Here is an 18,140-nt window from a genome sequence, read left to right on the forward strand (position 1 = left end):
GTGGCACCCCACCGGCCATCAGCCGCGCGACGGCGGCACAGGACGACCCGGCGAACGCGGCCACCACCACCGGCCGTCAGTCGCCCAACGGCCCGAGCGGACAAGGACGTTGCCGGTCCATGGCACCCCACCGGCCATCAGCCGCGCGACGGCGGCACAGGACGACCCGGCGAACGCGGCACCCCACCGGCCATCAGTCGCCCAACGGCCTGAGCGGACAGGAACGTTGCCGTTCCGTGGCACCCACCGGCCATCAGCCGCGTGACGGCGGAAGGGGACGGGGTGGGGTGCATTGTCATTCGGGCACCCCCGTCGGAGACGGCAACCCTTCGCGGAGGCGGTGCCATTGCCCGAATGAGCAAGCACCCCACCCCGGCCCCGACCCACGACGAAACCGCACGCGCACAACGCACCGACAGAAAGCCGCACACGAAGCAGCCCCGCAACGAAACCGCACGCGCAGAACGCACCCGGCAGACAGCCGCACACCAAACCGCGCGCAGCACGCACCGAGCCAACAGCCGCACACGAACCCGCACGCCAGAACCCACCGCCAGGGAAGCCGCACACGAACCCGCACCAGGCGAAAGGGGGCCTGGGGGCGCAAGCCACCAGCGGGGGCCCGGGGGCGGAGCCCCCGTGACATCAGCCACGCGGGACGGCCGGATCAGACCCGGACCCGGCGCGAGCGGAAACTCACGGCCGCACCGCCCGAACCGCAGCCAACTGGGCCCGCGACTGGACGCCGAGCTTCCGGTAGATCCGGGTGAGCATCGTCTCCACGGTCTTGACGCTCAGATGCAGCCGCGCAGCCGCCTCCCGATTACTGGCCCCTTCGGCGACCACACTCGCCAACTGCTCCTCGGCCGTGGTCAGTCCATCCGCCGAGACCCGTACGACACCCCCCGCATCGAGCCGCCCGAGCGCCTCCCCCACCAGCCCCGACCACGCGTGCGCCCCCGCACCCTCGAACAGCGCGAGCGCCTCCGTGAGCGACTGACGCGCCCCCGCCCTGCGCCGCTGCCGCAGCCGGGTGCGGGACAGCAGCCAGAGGCAGCGGCCCTGTTCCAACGGCAGCCCGAGCCCCTCGAAACGCTCCGCCGTCGCCACGAGAAGTTCCGCCGCCGCATCCGCCTCCCCGCACATGGTGAGTCCCACCGCCCGGGCCCGGTCGAGCGCACAGAGGGTGCTCGACCGGCCCAACTCCCGTGCCACACCCACGTACTGCTCGATCAGCCGCTCCGCCTCCGCCCCGCGCCCCGTGACCGCCAGGGCCTCCGCGAGATCGCCCGGCCAGCGCAGCAGGGAGGGGTCGACGACCTGCTGCGCGGTCTCGGCCGCGCGCACCCGAAGGAGCTGCTCCACGGCGTCGGCCGCGCTGCCGGTGACCAGCTGCACCAGGCCGAGTACGTGCAGGTTCCGGGAGAGGAACACCTGGTCGTGCTCCTCCTCGGAGGCCCGGGCGCCACGTCCCGCGAACGCACGGGCCCGCTCGAACGTCCCGCCCGCCGCCTCGGCGAAGGCCGCCGAATACCAGGAGGGCCCGGGTGAGATCCCCGCCTCGGCGGTGATCCGCAGCACCCGGTCCGCGTGCCGCTGAGCAGCCGTACAGCGTCCCGCCCGGGTCTCCGTCTCGGCCAGGCTGCGCAGCACTTCGACCAGGTCCTCGGTCTCCCCGGACCGTTCGACCACCGGAAGCAGGGCGAGCAGCCCGTCGCGCGCCCGCTCCAGGCGGTCGTCGAACAGGTCGTGCCGGATCCGCAGATAGCGCGGCTGATTGCGTACGCCGACGGCCTCGGCCGGCACCGCGGCGCCCAGCGCACGTTCCAGGGTCGCTTCGGCTTGCGGATCACCGAGGATACGTTCGAGACGCGCCTGCATGGTGAGCGCAAGGACGGAGACCTGGGCGTCCCCGGCCCGGCCGGCGAGCGACGCGGCGCGTGCGGCCGCGCCCCGCGCCCGTACCGGGTCCCCGTCGCACAGGTTCGCTTTCCAGGCGAGCCGCAGCTGCACGGCGGCCAGCAGCGCGGGGTCACCGGCGCTTTCGTCGGCCGCGCGGGCGAAGACCTCGTCCAGGTCGTCGAGTGACTGTCCGGCGGCGTCCAGGATCGCGAGGAGCGCGCGGACCCGCTCGCCGGCGTCCGTCGAATGGTCGAGGACTTCGGCCGCGGCCCGCCGGGCGAGGTCGACCCGGCCCGCACGGCCGGCGTCATCGGCGGCGGTGACGAACCTCCGTACCACGGCGGCCTGTTGGTCCCGGGTGGCCGGTGTGCGGCGGGCCGCGAGGAGTGCCAGTTCGGCCGCCCGGCCCCGGTCGCCCCGCGTACGGGCCGTGGTCGCGGCGCTCTCCAGATCACCGGCGAGGCGGGCCTCGATGTCGTCGGTGGCGAGGGCGATGTGGCGGGTCGCCGCCACGGGATCGGTGACCGCGCCGGCCAGCGACCGGTGAGCCTCCGCACGGTCGGCCCAGCTGCTGTCCTCGGTCAGCTGGGACGCGAACACCTCGGCGGTGAAGCGGAGTTCGTTCCCCTCGGTGGTGACCAGCCCGGCGCGGGCCGCAGAGCGCAACTCCTCCTCCACGTCCCGTCCCGCGCTGCGCCGCAGCAGTGCGTGCGTGGGACGGTCGGCGAGCGCGGCGGTCAGGAGCACCCGTCGCACGGGTGGTGCCACGTCCTCGAGGCGACGGCGCGCCATGGCATGGACCCGTTCGGGTACGGGGAGTTCGTCCAGGGGATGGGGGGGCCTGGGCAGTGCGGCCACGGCGCGGGCGATGTCCAGGGTGATCCGCGGGTTCCCGCCGCCGCAGCGGTGCACGCGCCCGGCGAGGCGCGCAGGGAGTCCCTCCCCGGTGAGCAGCGCGGTCACTTCGTCGACGGCGAGCGGCGACGGAGTGAACTGCGGGGCTCCGTAAAGGAATTCGGGCGCACCGCCCACGTCCGGGCAGGCCGCCACTACCGCCGTAGGCAGAGCTTGGACACACGCCAGGGCGGCGGCGCTGGCGGGATCCGCCCAATGGACGTCGTCGAGGACGATCAGCGCGGGAGCGGCCGCCTTCAGGACGGCACCGAGTGCGAGCCGAACCCCCAGCGGGTCCGGGCCGCCGTCGGACGGCACCTCATGGCGCAGGACCTGCGCGACCACGTTCCGCTGGGGAGCGGGCAGTCGCTCCAGGTGGCGTCGCTCAACGGTGAGGAGCAGATCGGCCACGAGAGCGAACGGGACGCCGCGGTCCGGGAGTTGGGACCGCAGCCGATGGACCGTGCCGGCCCGGCCGGCGGCCCGTTCGGCCAGCGCGTCCAGCAGGGCGCTCTTGCCGATGCCCGGCGGGCCGGTGACGACGAGGGCCCGTTCGCGGCCCAGCTCGGCCTCGGCCCGGACGATGCGCGGGCTTCCCCCTCTCTCCATCCGGCACACCCTCCCTCACCCGACCGGCACGGGGAGCGTACGCCCGCGCTCGCCGAGGGCGCCCGAAGATCGGCCGGAACGGCCGGGTTCAGCAGGGCACCGGACTCCAACCGGACCGGCCGCCCTCGTCAAAGGCGCCGGACACCGACCGGAACGGCCGCCCAGCAAGGCACCTGGACACCAACCAGACCGGCCGCACGCAGCAAGCCCAGACATCAACCGATCCGGCCTCACGCAGCAAAGCGCCCGGACATCAACCGAAACCGGCCGCACTCAGCATCGGCCGCCCGGACACCCACGCGACCTGCCGCTTCCCAGCCCACCAGGGCCAGGAGAGGTCGGCCTGAAGGCGCTGGTCAGCCGGACAGCAGCCCGGTGACCTCCCCGACCGGCGTGACCTGGCCGGCGTCAGGGGCCGCGACATCGACCGGCTTCGTCAGAGCGGCGTAGTCCGTGGTCACCGTCGAGGTGATGTCCTGCATGGTCATCCGCAGCACGCTGCGCACCAGCCGGCCTCGCCCGTCGATCCACACATCGGCGAAGACCGGGAAGTCGTCCCCGAGCAGCTCCCGCGCCTTGCCCATCTGGTCGCGCATCGTCTCGCTGCCCCGCAGGGTCACCGTCTCGTGGTCCAGGACACCGGCGTAGCGGACGGCCCGGACACCGCGTATCGTCTCCTCGCCCTCCGCGCTGACCTCCTTCATCCGGTCCAACTGGGCCAGGACATGCTCGGGGTCGTTGAGCGGAGCGCGGAGCAAATGGTTCGCGTGGACGTCGGCGCGCCCGACGACACCCCAACGGTCGGGCTTCAGACCGGCGACGGGCTTCACGTAGACCTTCCCGCCGACGAACATCTGGTCCACGTGAGCGATGTCGACACCGGACAGGTCGGCCGCGAGCCGCCCACGGTCGGCGCCGAAGTCGAAGGCACCCTGCACGGTGAGCTCGTAGGTCTTCTCGGCGTCGCCGAGCTCCATGACCTGGTCGATACCGGCTGCGCCCCGGCCCAGCTCGTCGATCGCCCTCCGCACCTGGTCGGCGGCTGTCGGCTCGCCGGTCCTGTCCGACCGCTCGCCTCCGGTCCCGGCCCCGGAGTCCCCGGCGGAGCAGCCTGCGCACAGCATGAGGGCGGCTGCGGCCAGGGCGAGTTGCCGACGCATGAGTACTCCACGAGCAGCGGTCGGCCGAACGCCCGGCCGGGCGAGACACCAGACCCTAGCCGAGGCCCGCCGCCGGCTCCGCTGAATTTCGGGGCGCGACTCCGAGCCCCCCGCCCGCACCGTGAACGGCGCCCCTCCCCACCGCATCGATGGGGAAGGGCGCCGCGAACTCCCTTACGGGGCCTGCAGATCCACCAGCTCGGCCACCGTCCCCTGATGCACCCCCGCCGCCCCCAGCGCGATCGAGTCCGACTTGGCGCGCTTCAGGTAGAGGTGGACCGGGTGCTCCCAGGTCATCCCGATGCCGCCGTGCAGCTGCAGCGCCTCCTCGGCCGCGTGCACCGCGACCGGCGCGCAGTACGCCTGGGCCAGCGCGGCCGCGAGCGGGGCCTCGTCCGAGCCCGCCGCCAGTGCGTCGGCGGCGTTGCGGGCCGCGGCACGGGCGTGCACGGTCTCCAGCCAGAGCTCCGCGAGGCGGTGCTTGAGGGACTGGAAGGAGCCGACGGAGCGGTTGAACTGCTTACGGGTCTTCAGATACGCGACCGTCTCCGTCAAGCACCAGTCCGTGAGGCCGAGTTGCTCGGACGCGAGCAGCCCCGCGCCCGCCGTGAGACCTCGGCGCACGGCTGCCGAGGCGTCCGCTCCGACGAGCCGGCCGGGAGCGGACTCCAGGGTGACCGCAGCGAGCGGGCGGGTCAGGTCGAGCGGGGTCTGCGGCGTGATCCGTACCCCGTCCGCCGTGGTGTCGACGGCATACAGACCGCTCGCCGTCGGGACCAGGAGCACATCGGCCGCGGTCGCGTCCGCCACCGCGCCGACGCGTCCGGTCAGCTTTCCGTCCGCCTCCGCCACCTGCGCGTACGACGACGAGGGCGCCGTGGAGAGCGGCAGGGCGAGCACGCCGATGGACCGACCCGAGGCGAGGGCCGTCAGGAGCTCGTCGGCGGCGGTCGAACCGCAGCCGAGCAGGGTCTCCGTGGCGACCACCGCGCTGGTGAGATACGGGACCGGCGCGACGGAGCGGCCCAACTCCTCGAGCACCACGGCCGCTTCACGGTGCGTGGCGCCCTGCCCGCCGAGTGACTCGGGGATCAGGAGTCCGGCCAGACCCATGTCCGCGGCGAGGGTCTTCCACAGATCGTGGTCGTGCGGCTGATCGGTCTCGGTGCGCGCGATGACCTGCGCGGCCTCGCAGCGGTCGGTCAGCAACGAGCGCACCGCCGAACGGAGTTCGTCCTCGGTCTCCGAGTACAGCAGATCGCTCATCGAGCCAGGTCCTTCCAGGCGATGTCCTTGTCGGTACGCGGTTCGGAGGGCAGACCGAGGACGCGCTCGGCGACGATGTTGAGCAGCACCTCGCTGGTGCCGCCTTCGATGCTGTTGCCCTTGGAGCGCAGATAGCGGTAGCCGGCCTCGCGTCCCACGAAGTCGACGATGTCCGGGCGGCGCATCGTCCAGTCGTCGTACAACAGGCCCTCGTCGCCGAGCAGTTCCACCTCCAGGCCGCTGATCTCCTGGTTGAGGCGGGCGAAGGTGAGCTTCATGCCCGAGCCCTCGGGCCCGGGGTGCCCGGCCACGAGCTGCTGGCGCAGCCGCTCGCCGCTGAGCCGGGCGACCTCGGCCTCGATCCACAGCCGGACGAGGCGCTGGTGCAGGTCACGGGTGCGCAGTTCGGGGCGCTCACGCCAGGCGGCGGAGACGGGGCCGATCATGCCGCCCTCACGCGGCAGCCGCATGCCGCCGATCGCGACGCGCTCGTTCATCAGCGTGGTCTGGGCGACCTTCCAGCCGTCGCCGACCTCGCCGAGCCGGTGGGCGTCGGGGATACGGACGTCGGTGAGGAACACCTCGTTGAACTCGGCCTCACCGGTGATCTGCCGCAGCGGCCGTACCTCGACACCGGGGTCGGTCATATCGCACACGAAGTACGTGATGCCCCGGTGCTTGGGCAGGTCCGGGTCGGTGCGGGCGATCAGGATCGCCCAGCGCGCGTTGTGCGCGTTCGACGTCCAGACCTTCTGCCCGGTCACGATCCAGTCGTCACCGTCCCGTACGGCACGGGTACCGAGCGCCGCGAGGTCGGAACCCGCTCCCGGCTCACTGAACAGCTGGCACCAGACTTCTTCGCCGCGCCACAGCGGTCCGAGGAAGCGCTGCTTCTGCTCGTCGGTCCCGAAGGCGAGGACCGTCGGCGCGGCCATCCCGAGTCCGATGCCGATCCGCCGCGGATCGTTGTCGGGCGCGCCCGCGGCCTCCAGCTCGGCGTCGACCACGGCCTGCAGCGAGCGGGGCACGCCGAGTCCGCCGAGGCCCTCGGGGTAGTGCACCCAGGCGAGCCCGGCGTCGAAGCGGGCCTTGAGGAAGTCCTCCCGCGAGGTGGTGGCCGGCGGATAGGCCGCGAGCAACTCGCGGGTCCTGGTGGCCAGTTCGGTAGCGTCCGTCACGCCTGCGCCCCTTCCGGTACGACGGCCACGCGGCCGGTGGTGACCCCGTCGGCAACGCGCTGCACCGCTTCGGCCGCCCCGGCCAGCGGCACACGCTCACTGATCAGCGGCTTGATCGAGCCCTTGGCGGCCAGCTCGGTGAGCTGCTCGTGGCAACGGAGCACCGCCGCCGGGTCCTTGGTGTTGTACAGGCCCCAATGCAGGCCCATGATCGAGTAGTTCTTGATGAGCGCGTGGTTCAGCCCGGGCGCCGGCACGACACCGCTCGCGAAGCCGATCAGGACGATGCGGCCCTCGAAGGCCACGCACTTCGCGGACTGCGTGTACGCGTCGCCGCCCACCGGGTCGTAGACCACGTCCGCGCCGCGGCCGCCCGTGGCCTCCTTGACGGCGGCGATCACATCGTCGCTGCGCCGGTCGATCACCACGTCGCAGCCGAGCTCGTCTGCGACGCGCGCCTTGTCGGGCCCGCCGACGACTCCGATCACCCGCGCCCCGGCGGCCTTGCCGAGCTGCACGGCCGCGCTGCCGACACCACCGGCGGCCGCATGCACGAGCAGCGTCTCGCCCGCCTGGATACGAGCCCTGCGGTGCAGGCCGAACCAACCGGTCTGGTAACCGATGTGCAGCGCCGCCGCCTCGGCGTCGTCCAGCGCGTCGGGCGCGGCCAGCACGGCGGCCTTGTCCACCAGCGCGTACTCGGCGAAACCGCCGTACGGCAGCGCGGGGTTGGCGATGATCCGCCGGCCGTCCTCGGTCTCGCCGCAGATCTCGACGCCGGGCGTGAACGGCAGCGGCGGGCGCATCTGGTACTGCCCGCGGCAGAGCAGCGCATCGGGGAAGTTGATGTTGGCGGCCCGCACCTTGACGAGCAGCTGCCCCTCGCCGGGGGTGGGCGTGGCCACCTCGTCGAGCCGCATCACCTCGCCCGGCTCACCGGTCTCGTGCACTCGCCATGCCTGCATGCGGGGCCTCCACAGAGGGGGTGAACAAGTCTCCCGCGCATACTAAGCGGTCGCTTGCCCCCTGGGAACGGCCCGGCGGAGACTTTCCGCGCACGCTCCGCCCCGAACCGGACCCCTCACCCCTCGGCAGCCCGCTTGGGCTTGGCCCGCACATGCATCCGCTCCCCCTGCGGACCGAACAGACTGAGCATCTCCACCGGACCGTCCACCGCGTCGAACCAGTGCGGCACCCGCGTATCGAACTCGGCGGCCTCCCCGGGACCGAGCACCACATCGTGGTGGGCGAGCTTCAGACGCAGCTTCCCGGAGATGATGTACAGCCACTCGTAACCCTCATGAGTGCGCTGCTCGGCGTGCTCGTGCTTCGGGTCCGGCGCCTGGATGATGACCTTGTACGCCTGCAGCCCGCCGGGCTGACCGCCGAGCGACAGATGGGTGCGGTTGTTGCGGACGATCGGCTTCGAACGCACCCGCGGGTCGCCCACCTCCGGCGCTCCGACGAGTTCGTCGAGCGGCACCTGGTGCGCGCGGGCGATCGGGAGCAGCAGTTCCAGGCTCGGCTTGCGGTGACCGGACTCCAGCCGGGACAGCGTGCTCACCGAAATGCCCGTCGCCTCGGAAAGGCCGGCCAGCGTGGCCCCCCGGTCCTTGCGGATACTGCGCAGCCGCGCGCCCACCTCGGCCAGGACCGTGTCCATCTCCTCGGCACCCTCGTGTTCGGCCATCGCCGCCTCCCTCCAGATTTGCGGTTACGGCAACATTACTTGCCCATTCTGCCGTACTCGCCCGATGCTTGCAGCGGAGGTGGTCACCGTGACCCGAAGCACCAAGGCACAGCGGCAGTCGTACGACGTGGTGGTCGTCGGAGGCGGAACGGCGGGCCTGAGCGCGGCGCTCGGCCTGGGGCGCAGCCGGCGCAGCGTCCTGGTGATCGACGCGGGCGAACCGCGCAACGCCCCCGCCGACCACATGCACGGCTATCTGTCCCGGGACGGCATGCCGCCCGCCGAGTTCCTGGCGGTCGGTCGGTCCGAAGTGGAGTCCTACGGCGGGGAGATCATCTCCGGGCGGGTGGAGAAGGTGGAGCCGGACACCGAAGGCGAGGTCGATGTGAGACTGACCGACGGCTCCGTGGTGCACGGGCGCCGCGTGGTGATCGCCACCGGCCTTGTCGACGAGCTCCCGGACATCCCCGGACTGGCCGGCCGCTGGGGCCGCGATGTACTGCACTGCCCTTACTGCCACGGCTACGAGGTGCGCGACCAGGCCTTCGGAGTGATCGCCCGGCCCGAGATGGGGGCCCACCAGGCACTCCTGGTGACCCAGTGGTCGAAGGATGTGACGCTCTTCCTGCACCAGGTCGAGGAGTTGCCCGACGAGCAGTGGCAGCAGCTGGCCGCGGCGGGTGTGCGCGTGGTGAGCGGCGAGGTGGCCGAAGTCGTGGTCGAGGACGACCGGTTGACGGGTGTGCGCCTGGCGAGCGGTGAGTTCCTCGCACGGGATGTGCTGTTCACCGCGACACGGCCCGTGGCGCGCACCGAGATGCTGCCCGAGCTGACCGGGGACGCGGTCAAGCAGACCCCGTTCGGACCGTTCCCGGCGGTGGACGAGGCGGGCCGCAGCGGTCTGCCCGGCGTCTGGATCGTGGGCAATGCGATGGGCCCGGCCGAGATGGTGGTGAACTCGGCGAGCGCCGGCTACCGGGCCGGCACGCTGATCAACGCGGAGCTCGTCTTCGCCGATCTGGCCCGCGCGGCCAACCCGGGCCCGGCCGGCGATTGAGGCCATCCGAACGAAGTCGGATCCGGGGGTCTGGGGCGAAGCCCCCAGTTTCGGGAAGGGGCGGGGTGGGGGAAATGCCGCCGCAGGCACCCGCCCACCCGCCCCGCCTATGGAACATTGCACGCACCCGGTGTATCGATTGCGGCCATGACAGCCCCAAGCGCTCCCGGCCTCCCCGCACCACCCCCACTCGGCGCGAGCGCACTGCCCGCCGGTACGTATGACGGCGTGACCGTCCTGGTCACCGGCGGCGGTACGGGCCTCGGCAAGGCGATCGCCGCCGAATTCGCCCGCCTCGGCGCCGACTTGGTGATCGCCAGCCGCAAGGCCGAACACCTCAAGGCCGCCGAGGACGCACTGGCGGGTCTCGGCGGCCGGATCCTGACCACCGAGTGCGATATCCGCGACCCCGACCGCATCGCCGAAGTCTTCGACCGGGCCGTGGAGTTCGGCGGACTCCCCCAGGTCCTCGTCAACAACGCGGCGGCCAACTTCCCCGTCCCCGCCGAGGACATGTCGCCGAACGCCTGGCGCACGGTCGTCGACATCACGCTCAACGGCACGTACTTCATGGCCCGCGAATTCGGCCGTCGCCATCTCGCCGCCGGTACACCGGGCTCGATCGTCAACGTCGGCGCCTCGTACGCCTGGACCGGCGGCCCCGGTTACGCGCACAGCGCGGCGGCCAAGGCCGGCGTGAAGAACCTGGTCGAGACCCTCGCCGTCGAGTGGGGACCGTACGGAATCCAGGTCAACGGCCTCGTACCGGGGCTGATGCCGCACGAGGACATGACCGCCGACATCCGCGCGAACCTCGACCGCGTACGGGCCGCGGACGTCCGGCAGCCCGCGCTCCGGGTCGGCGCGCCGCGCGAGCTCGGCTGGGCGGCGACCTTCCTTGCTTCCCCGTACGCCCGGTTCATCAGCGGACACACTCTGGTGGTGGACGGAGCGAACTGGCAGCGGCGGGATCTGGTGACACCCGAAGTGGTGCCGATAAGGAGCCAGTTGGGGCGGGGCCCGTTCACAGGCTGAGGAACGGCCGGTGCCCGCGGATTCGTGACCGGCGTGTCAGTCGGCGATCTCATCGCGGCGGTGTCGGATCGGGTCCGCCGGCACACCGTCGGGGAGCGGGCGTGACCCGCCGGTCCGGCGCGTCGGCGGACCGCCCCGCGTCACCGACATCCCTGGGCGACACAGCCGGCCACCCGCACGACGGCTATCCACCCGCCCGTACGATCCCCGCCAGGGCGCGCTCGGCGAGGGCCACGATCGTCAGGGAGGGGTTGGCGCCGGCCGCGTTGCCCGGGAGCAGCGCGCCGTCCACGACGTACAGGCCCTTCGTCCCACGCACCCGTCCCTCCAGATCGGTGACCTCGCCGATGGCGCAGCCGCCCAGCGGATGGGCGGTGAACAGGGACGGTCCGGGCGCGGGCACCGGGATCCAGCCCGGGGATGCCGCGGCGATACGGGCGTTGGCGGCGTGCGCGGCCCGCTGGGCGGCGGCCGACTGCTGGGCCGACCAGCCGGTCAGCCGGACGGTGCCCGCGTCGGGGTCGTAGCGGAAGGTGCCCCGGTGATCGGTGTCGACGGTCATCGCGATGGTCAGGCACAACGGTCCCCCGATGGTCGGCGGGAGATGCCCGCATTCGAGGGTGAGGGGCAGTTCGAACGCCGCCGGCACCCTGGCCATGGCGGCGATCGGCATCCCCTGCCGGGCGCCGGCGTCCTCGCTCGGCAGGGCGCAGGCGGTGATCTGATCGCCGTTGTCCCCGAAGCCGCTGCCCACCGCGGCGGGCAGCTCCGCCAGTGCTCCGGTGTCCCGCGCGGCGACAAGGAGCCGGTTGGTGCCCACCGTTCCGGCCGCGAGGAACAGCAGCTCACAGGTGACGGCCTCGGAGGCGAGCGGCGCGCCGTCCGGTCCGAGCCGGCGCACGTGCAGCGTGTAGCCGCCGCGAGCCCGCTCGATGGCGGCGACCTCGTGGCGGGCCCTCAACTGGACGCTCCCGGTGGCCAGTGCCGCGGGCAGATAGGTGTGGCGCAGCGTGCGCTTGGCGCCCGTCGCGGCAGCGCCCGCGGTGTCCCCGGCGATGGCGACGGCCCGGGTACGGCCCGCGAGTTCCTCGCGCACGGATCGCCAGTCGAAGACGGAACCCACCGGCCCGGCAGGGAAACCGGCCCGCCGCACACCCGCCGACCAGGCACGGACATGGGTGTACGGGGCTGTGCCGATCACATCCGCCGGCATGTCGGAGACCTTGAGCATGCGCCGAGCCCGCGGGAACCAGATCCGGCTGAGCTCCTCGTAGTGCAGGCCTCGCGGGTACAGCCGCTCGAAGTACCGCCGCTCAGGAGCGACGCTCGCACCGAAGTAGGAGATCGACCCACCGCCGACCGTGGCCCCGGTGACGATGTCGAGGCCCGACTCGTAGTGGTGCTCGGTCCCTTCACCCACTGGGACCTCACCGCCCCGCTCCAGGACCAGCGTGTCCACCCCGGCCCGCCCAAGGCGCAGCGCCGCCACGGCGCCGCCGAACCCGGAGCCGATCACCACGGCACGGAAGTGCGTACGGCGTGCGGTCGCGGCGGCGGCGCGGTCGGAGGCGGGGAGCACGGCCGCGGCGATGGCGGCGAGCGTGCCGCCGGAGGCCAGACCGAACAGCTCGCGGCGTCCGTACGGACGAAGAGGGGCAGGTGACATACGTCCGCTCCGAGTTGGGCAGCCCCCGGAAGGGGGGCCGCAGATGCGGACGAAAGGTAACAAGCTACTTCCCTTCGAACTCCGCGGCCCGCCGCGCCGCCTTCGCCGTATACCCCTCCCGCGAGTCCTCGGAGGTGAGGGTGAGCGCCGCCGCGAACGCCGTACGTTCCAGCGCCTCGGTCAGGCCGGCATCCGCGAAGAGGTCGATATCGCGCTTGATGCCCTGCACGGCGAGTGGCGCATTCGCCGCGATCTCCGCGGCGAGGGACCGTGCCGTCTTCTCCAACTCCTCCAGCGGGGTGACCATTTGAAGCAGCCGCAGCCGCTCCGCCGTCGCCGCGTCGATGCGTCGTCCGGTCAGCGCGAGGAACTTCGCCCACCCGGCGCCCGCGTCCCGGGCGATCCGCAGATCGCCGCCCGCGTCCACCGCGACCCCGATCTGCGCCTCGGGCAGCGCGAACACCGCGTCCTCTGCGGCCACCCGGATGTCGGCCATCAGCGCGAGCTCGAAGCCGAAGCCCAGACAGTAGCCCTGCACAGCGGCGACGACCGGCTGCGGAAGCCCGGCGAACACGCGCATCCGCTCATGCACCCAGCGGATGCCCTCGTAGTAGTTACGGGTGCGTTCGGCGCCGGAGCGTCCGGTGATCGCACCGCCGGGCGCGGTGACATCGATGCCCGCGCAGAACGCACGGCCCTCGGCACGCAGCAGCACCGCCTTGATGGAGTCGTCGAAACGGATCCGGTCGGCGAACAGGCCGAGTTGACGGGTGGACTCCCAGCTCCAGGCATTCAGCTTGTCGGGACGACAGAGCGTGAGCACGCCGACCCCACCCTCAACGTCAAGCCGCAGCCGCTCCTCCCCCTCGGCGATCTCCGTACTGGTGGTATCGATCATCCGCGCCCCCTACCGTTTCTGACGTCGCGTCAGGGTAGGGGGCGGGGCCGGCACTATGAAGAGCCGAGTTCGGTAAACCAAGCGACGGGATCCGGTGCGGCTGGCTATCTGCGCCGACGCCGCGCCACTGTCGGCCATGGCTGCCCGCCGAGATCCGCCGCCGTTGATGTCAGCCGTGAATATCAGGACGGGAGGAGTCCTGATCCTCGTCCGGCCGCCACGTAAGTCTCCGGAATGCACGGTCGATGTCGTGGAAGAGGTCACGCTCTGCGTCCGGCGGCGACCCATTGCTGATCATGATGTGAGCCTCTCCGTACGGGGTGGTTGTCCGCCAGGCCTCCCACTGATCCAGATCGTGCGCGCAGTAGCGCCGCAGCAGGCCCAGGAGCTGGACAAACTCGGCATCGGACAAGGGGCCATCCATGCGGGGATCTTATGCGCGGTGCACTCCAAGGCCTGAGCGCTTGGAAGATGCGGGCAATCGCCGTGCACTGGGGCCGCGCCCTTGCTGCTGAATCCGGACATGCAGGGATGGAGTCGAATGGCGTGAGAGAACCGTACGTACCGGCCAAGTTCCGCCGTACATGCCTCTGAGCACCCGTGCTTCGCCGGCCGGGTGCGCATGGCTGGGCCGACGTCGATGTCACACCAGCGCGCCAAAGGCCCCCAGTCCTGATCGACTAAGGGCCTTCGCACCGAAGGGCGCGGACGGTTTCGAACCGCCGGGATCCGCCGCCTTGTAAGGGCCCGGCTCTCCGGAAAACCCTCTCAGCGCTCGTACACGTGAAAACCGATCGCCGGCTTTCCGCCGAAGCGGTCGCCGACGAAGCTGCTGGTCATGGTGATGATGCCGCGCGCGTACGCCTCGGGGTCCTCGTCGGTCAACGCCTCGATGTACGCCCGGTGTTCGAGCAGGGAGCTGACCGCGCGCTCGAAGCCGGGCTCCGCGTCGATGGCGTGGGTGGGGGTGTCGGAGCCCGCGATGGCGATCCACTTCACGCCACCCCAAGGCGCGAGGCCCTGTTCGCCGAGCTCCGGGAAGATCCAGCGGTTGCCCGCGTCGCCGACGGCGTCGATGGCCGCCTGGCCGACTGCCCGGTGGTCGGGCGTGTTCAGGAAGCGGCCGCCGAACGCCTCATGGTGGTTGAGCGTGATGACCAGTTCGGGCTTATGACGGCGGATGGCCGCGGCGATGTCACGGCGCAGGGCCGTGCCGTACTCGATCACTCCGTCCTTGTAGTCGAGGAACTCCACGGTCTCCACGCCGACGACGGCCGCGCTCGCCAGCTGCTCCTGCTCGCGCAACGACGCGCACTTGTCGGGCTCCAGGGTGTCGATCCCCGCTTCGCCGCGGGTCGCGAGCAGATAGACCACCTCGCGTCCTGCGTCCGTCCACTGCGCGATCGCGCCCGCGCACCCGTACTCCAGGTCGTCAGGGTGGGCGACCACGGCGAGTGCGCGCTGCCAGTCCTCGGGCATGGGGGTCAGCTGTTCGGTCATGGCCGCCAATCTAACGGCGGTCACCGACAAGGGCACCGCGCCTGCCGAAACACGGACCAGCGGGCGCGAACCTGGGCGGTCAGGCGCCGGGCACGTAGAACTTCGTGGTCGCGTCGGCCATCTTCGCGGCGATCTCCTCCGGCGCCCCGTAGGCCACATGGGCCGCACGCCAGGCCTCACTGCTGGCCGTCATCAGCTCGCCGGCCTCGGCCGACTCGCTCCACGCCTGCGCCTCGGCACGGTCGAAGGAGTCGCCCTGCGCGAGGTAACGCCCGAGGCCCACGAGGCTGAGATCCCAGCCGACGCCGGTGGCCCCGGGCCCGAACTGGTCCCAGAACTCCGCCGGCACGATCGCGATGTGCTCGAGTTCGAACCGCGTACGGTCCTCGCCCTCGGGCGTGAGGCGCACCTCGACCTCGCTGAAGCCGTCCTGCTGCGGCGGCCCGTAGATCCAGCTGACCCGCAGCAGCCGCGGCTGCTCGCAGCGCAGGATCTCGCCGCCCGCGTTGCCCTCCAGCTGGTACGAGCCGCCCGGCTTGAGCTCGCCCGCGACCGGCATGAACCAGCGGCCGAGCCGTTCCGGATCGGTGCACGCCTCCCACACGTCCTCGACGTCGGCGTCGTAGATGCGGCTCAGCACGATCGAGCGGCCCTGGCCCTTGGGGGTGTCGGCGTCGCGTACGGCGCGGTGCATGGCGTTGATGGTGTCGGCGATGTCAGTCATCGGAGCTCTCCGTGGGGTGGTGCGGGTCTGTCGTCTGGTCGTGCTGTGTTGTCGTCTGCTGGTCACGCGCGCGCCTGGCCCGTTTGCCCCGCGCGAGCTCGGTGCCGAGGGCGTCGAGCCGCTGGTTCCAGAAGCCCCGGAACCGCTCGAGCCAGGCGTCGACCTCTTTGAGCGGCGCGGCGTCGACCGCGTAGAGCCGCCGCGCGCCCTCGGCGCGCACGGTGGTGAATCCGCTCTCGCGCAGCACCCGCAGGTGCTGTGACACAGCGGGTTGGGATATCCCGAACTCCGCACGGATGGTGGCGGTCACCTCGCCCGAGGACTGCTCGCCTGCCGCGAGGAGCTCCAGGATGCGGCGCCGGACCGGGTCTCCCAGGACATCGAATGCGTGCACACGCCCAGCGTGCCACCCCGCACTTATATAAGTCAATTCTTATACGAGGTCGGGGCCTCCCCCAGCGGTCGGCCGACGCGTACCCTGCACCCATCCGATGACCGACCGAGGAGGAGCCGCGATGCGTGTCGCTCTGTTCCTGACGTGCGTCAACGACACGCTCTATCCCGGCACCGGCCGCGCCGTGCTCAAACTCCTGAACAGGCTGGGCGTCGAGGTCGATTTCCCGATGGCGCAGACGTGTTGCGGGCAGGCCCACTACAACACCGGCTACCGCCATCAGGCCGAGCCGCTGGCCCGGCATTACTCCGATGTCTTCGGCGAGTACGACGCGATCGTCACCCCGTCGGGCTCCTGCGGGGCCATGGTGCGTGAGCTCTATCCACGGCTGGGCGAGCGGGCCGCGGCGGAGGGGCGCGGCGATGAACTGTCGCGGGTGCTGGCCCCCGTGATCCCGAAGACCTATGAGCTCACCGAGTTCCTTGTCGATGTGCTCGGTGTGGTCGATGTCGGCGCGTACTACCCGCACCGGGTCACCTACCACCCGACCTGTCACGGCCTGCGCTCGCTCGGCCTGGGCGACCGCCCGCGACGGCTGCTCGAAGCGGTCAAGGGCATGGAGCTGGTGGAACTTCCGGGCGCCGAGGAGTGCTGCGGCTTCGGCGGCACGTTCGCCGTGAAGAACCCGGATGTGTCGGCGGCCATGGGCCTGGACAAGGTACGCAACGCCGAGTCCACGGGGGCCGATCGGCTGTGCGCGGCGGACAACTCCTGCCTGATGCATCTCGGCGGCACGATGACCCGGCTGCGTACGGAGATCAGGCCCGTGCACATCGCGGAGGTCCTGGCGCGTACCGAGGACGACACCGAAGGGGATGCACAGTGAGCGGGACCTTCGTCGGCATGCCTGCCTTTCCCGAGGCCGCGCACGAGGCGGTCGCCGACCGGACGCTGCGGGCGAATCTGCGCCATGCCACGCACACCATCCGCGACAAGCGGGCCCGCGCCGTCACGGAGCTGGACGACTGGGCCGGACTGCGCGAGGCCGGCAAGCGGATCAAGGACCATACGCTGCGCCATCTCGACACGTATCTGGTGCAGTTGGAGGAGGCCGTCGTACGGGCCGGGGGCAGCGTCCACTGGGCGGTCGACGCGGACGAGGCCAACCGGATCGTGACCCGCCTCGTCCAGGAGACCGGTGAGCGCGAGGTGGTCAAGGTCAAGTCGATGGCCACACAGGAGATCGGGCTCAACGAGGCGCTCGAAGAGGCCGGGATCCGCGCCTACGAGACGGACCTGGCCGAACTGATCGTGCAGTTGGGCAAGGACCGTCCTTCGCACATCCTGGTGCCGGCCATCCACCGCAACCGCGGCGAGATCCGCGACATCTTCGAGAAGGAGATGGCCGATTGGGGCCGTCCCGCACCCGAGGGGCTCGCCGACACCCCCACCGAACTGGCCGAGGCGGCGCGGCTGCATCTGCGGGAGAAGTTCCTGCGGGCCGAAGTGGGCATCTCGGGGGCCAATTTCATGGTCGCCGAGACCGGCACGCTCGTGGTCCTGGAGTCCGAGGGCAACGGACGCATGTGCCTGACGCTGCCGGAGACCCTGATCTCGGTGGTCGGCATCGAGAAGCTGGTGCCCACGTGGCGTGATCTGGAGGTCTTCCTGCAGACCCTGCCGCGTTCCTCGACGGCTGAGCGGATGAACCCGTACACGTCGATGTGGACCGGCACTTCGGACAGCGACGGACCGCGGGCCTTCCACCTCGTGCTGCTCGACAACGGCCGCACCGACACCCTCGCCGACGAGGTCGGCCGCCAGGCGCTCAGGTGCATCCGCTGTTCGGCCTGCCTCAACGTCTGTCCGGTGTACGAGCGGGCCGGCGGCCATGCGTACGGGTCGGTCTACCCGGGTCCGATCGGCGCGATCCTCAGCCCTCAACTGCGGGGCATGGGCAGCGAGATCGACCGTTCGCTGCCGTACGCCTCCTCACTCTGCGGAGCCTGTTACGAGGTGTGTCCGGTCGCGATCGACATCCCCGAGGTGCTCGTCCACCTGCGGGAACGGGTCGCCGAGGGCGGTTCGGTGGTGCGCAACGGTGCGCGGATCACCGTGCGGCCGGCGAAGGGGCATGCCGCCGAACGCGCGGCCATGCGGGCGGCGG

General features: G+C 71.5%; 16 protein-coding genes. 4 read left to right on the forward strand and 12 right to left on the reverse strand.

Annotation, left to right across the window (positions count from 1 at the left end; genetic code table 11):
- Positions 1-696: 696 nt before the first annotated feature.
- The 6 genes from ABT367_RS34385 to ABT367_RS34410 form a co-directional block, all read right to left on the reverse strand.
- Positions 697-3,405, reverse strand: a complete 2,709-nt coding sequence (locus ABT367_RS34385; protein WP_352257207.1) for a helix-turn-helix transcriptional regulator — start codon at positions 3,403-3,405, stop codon at positions 697-699.
- Positions 3,406-3,761: 356 nt separating this feature from the next.
- The gene (locus ABT367_RS34390) at positions 3,762-4,565 is read right to left on the reverse strand and encodes a hypothetical protein (RefSeq protein WP_352257208.1); all 804 of its coding nucleotides are present in this window, start codon (positions 4,563-4,565) and stop codon (positions 3,762-3,764) included.
- 174 nt (positions 4,566-4,739) lie between these two features.
- A complete protein-coding gene (locus ABT367_RS34395) occupies positions 4,740-5,831 on the reverse strand; it encodes an acyl-CoA dehydrogenase family protein (protein ID WP_352257209.1) in 1,092 nt (363 codons plus the stop codon).
- Positions 5,828-7,009: an acyl-CoA dehydrogenase family protein gene (locus ABT367_RS34400; RefSeq protein ID WP_352257210.1), complete on the reverse strand. Its 1,182-nt coding sequence runs from the start codon at positions 7,007-7,009 to the stop codon at positions 5,828-5,830. The genes ABT367_RS34395 and ABT367_RS34400 overlap by 4 nt, the downstream gene beginning before the upstream one ends.
- Positions 7,006-7,974: an NADPH:quinone oxidoreductase family protein gene (locus tag ABT367_RS34405; RefSeq protein ID WP_352257211.1), complete on the reverse strand. Its 969-nt coding sequence runs from the start codon at positions 7,972-7,974 to the stop codon at positions 7,006-7,008. The genes ABT367_RS34400 and ABT367_RS34405 overlap by 4 nt, the downstream gene beginning before the upstream one ends.
- Before the next feature lie 116 nt (positions 7,975-8,090).
- Positions 8,091-8,699 (reverse strand): helix-turn-helix domain-containing protein, encoded by a 609-nt coding sequence (locus tag ABT367_RS34410; RefSeq protein WP_352257212.1) that lies wholly within the window; start codon positions 8,697-8,699, stop codon positions 8,091-8,093.
- A gap of 64 nt (positions 8,700-8,763) precedes the next feature.
- On the opposite strand from ABT367_RS34410, the gene ABT367_RS34415 reads away from it, so the two are divergent.
- Together ABT367_RS34415 and ABT367_RS34420 are read left to right on the forward strand one after the other, a co-directional pair.
- A complete protein-coding gene (locus tag ABT367_RS34415) occupies positions 8,764-9,756 on the forward strand; it encodes an NAD(P)/FAD-dependent oxidoreductase (protein WP_352257213.1) in 993 nt (330 codons plus the stop codon).
- Between the two features lie 147 nt (positions 9,757-9,903).
- A complete protein-coding gene (locus tag ABT367_RS34420; protein WP_352257214.1) occupies positions 9,904-10,791 on the forward strand; it encodes an SDR family oxidoreductase in 888 nt (295 codons plus the stop codon).
- Between the two features lie 184 nt (positions 10,792-10,975).
- Here the strand turns inward: ABT367_RS34420 and ABT367_RS34425 are convergent, their stop codons facing one another.
- The 6 genes from ABT367_RS34425 to ABT367_RS34450 form a co-directional block, all read right to left on the reverse strand.
- Positions 10,976-12,457, reverse strand: a complete 1,482-nt coding sequence (locus ABT367_RS34425) for a GMC oxidoreductase (protein ID WP_352257215.1) — start codon at positions 12,455-12,457, stop codon at positions 10,976-10,978.
- Between the two features lie 64 nt (positions 12,458-12,521).
- Complete coding sequence (locus ABT367_RS34430; protein ID WP_352257216.1) at positions 12,522-13,355, reverse strand: enoyl-CoA hydratase/isomerase family protein; 834 nt, start codon at positions 13,353-13,355, stop codon at positions 12,522-12,524.
- Positions 13,356-13,524: 169 nt separating this feature from the next.
- On the reverse strand, positions 13,525-13,779 hold the full coding sequence (locus ABT367_RS34435; protein ID WP_352257217.1) for a hypothetical protein: 255 nt from the start codon (positions 13,777-13,779) through the stop codon (positions 13,525-13,527).
- Between the two features lie 344 nt (positions 13,780-14,123).
- A complete protein-coding gene (locus tag ABT367_RS34440) occupies positions 14,124-14,855 on the reverse strand; it encodes a PIG-L deacetylase family protein (RefSeq protein WP_352257218.1) in 732 nt (243 codons plus the stop codon).
- A gap of 79 nt (positions 14,856-14,934) precedes the next feature.
- Entirely contained in the window at positions 14,935-15,579 is a 645-nt protein-coding gene (locus tag ABT367_RS34445) for an SRPBCC family protein (protein ID WP_352257219.1), read from the reverse strand.
- Complete coding sequence (locus tag ABT367_RS34450) at positions 15,572-15,973, reverse strand: ArsR/SmtB family transcription factor (RefSeq protein ID WP_352257220.1); 402 nt, start codon at positions 15,971-15,973, stop codon at positions 15,572-15,574. The genes ABT367_RS34445 and ABT367_RS34450 overlap by 8 nt, the downstream gene beginning before the upstream one ends.
- A gap of 121 nt (positions 15,974-16,094) precedes the next feature.
- Here ABT367_RS34450 and ABT367_RS34455 point away from each other — a divergent pair, with 121 nt between their 5' ends.
- Entirely contained in the window at positions 16,095-16,859 is a 765-nt protein-coding gene (locus ABT367_RS34455) for a (Fe-S)-binding protein (protein WP_352257221.1), read from the forward strand.
- A partial coding sequence (locus ABT367_RS34460) for a lactate utilization protein B (RefSeq protein ID WP_352257222.1) occupies positions 16,856-18,140 on the forward strand: 1,285 nt, incomplete at its 3' end. The genes ABT367_RS34455 and ABT367_RS34460, both read left to right, overlap by 4 nt.

This window comes from Streptomyces mesophilus, assembly GCF_040300965.1.
In the GTDB taxonomy this organism is placed as follows: Bacteria; Actinomycetota; Actinomycetes; order Streptomycetales; family Streptomycetaceae; genus Streptomyces; species Streptomyces mesophilus_A.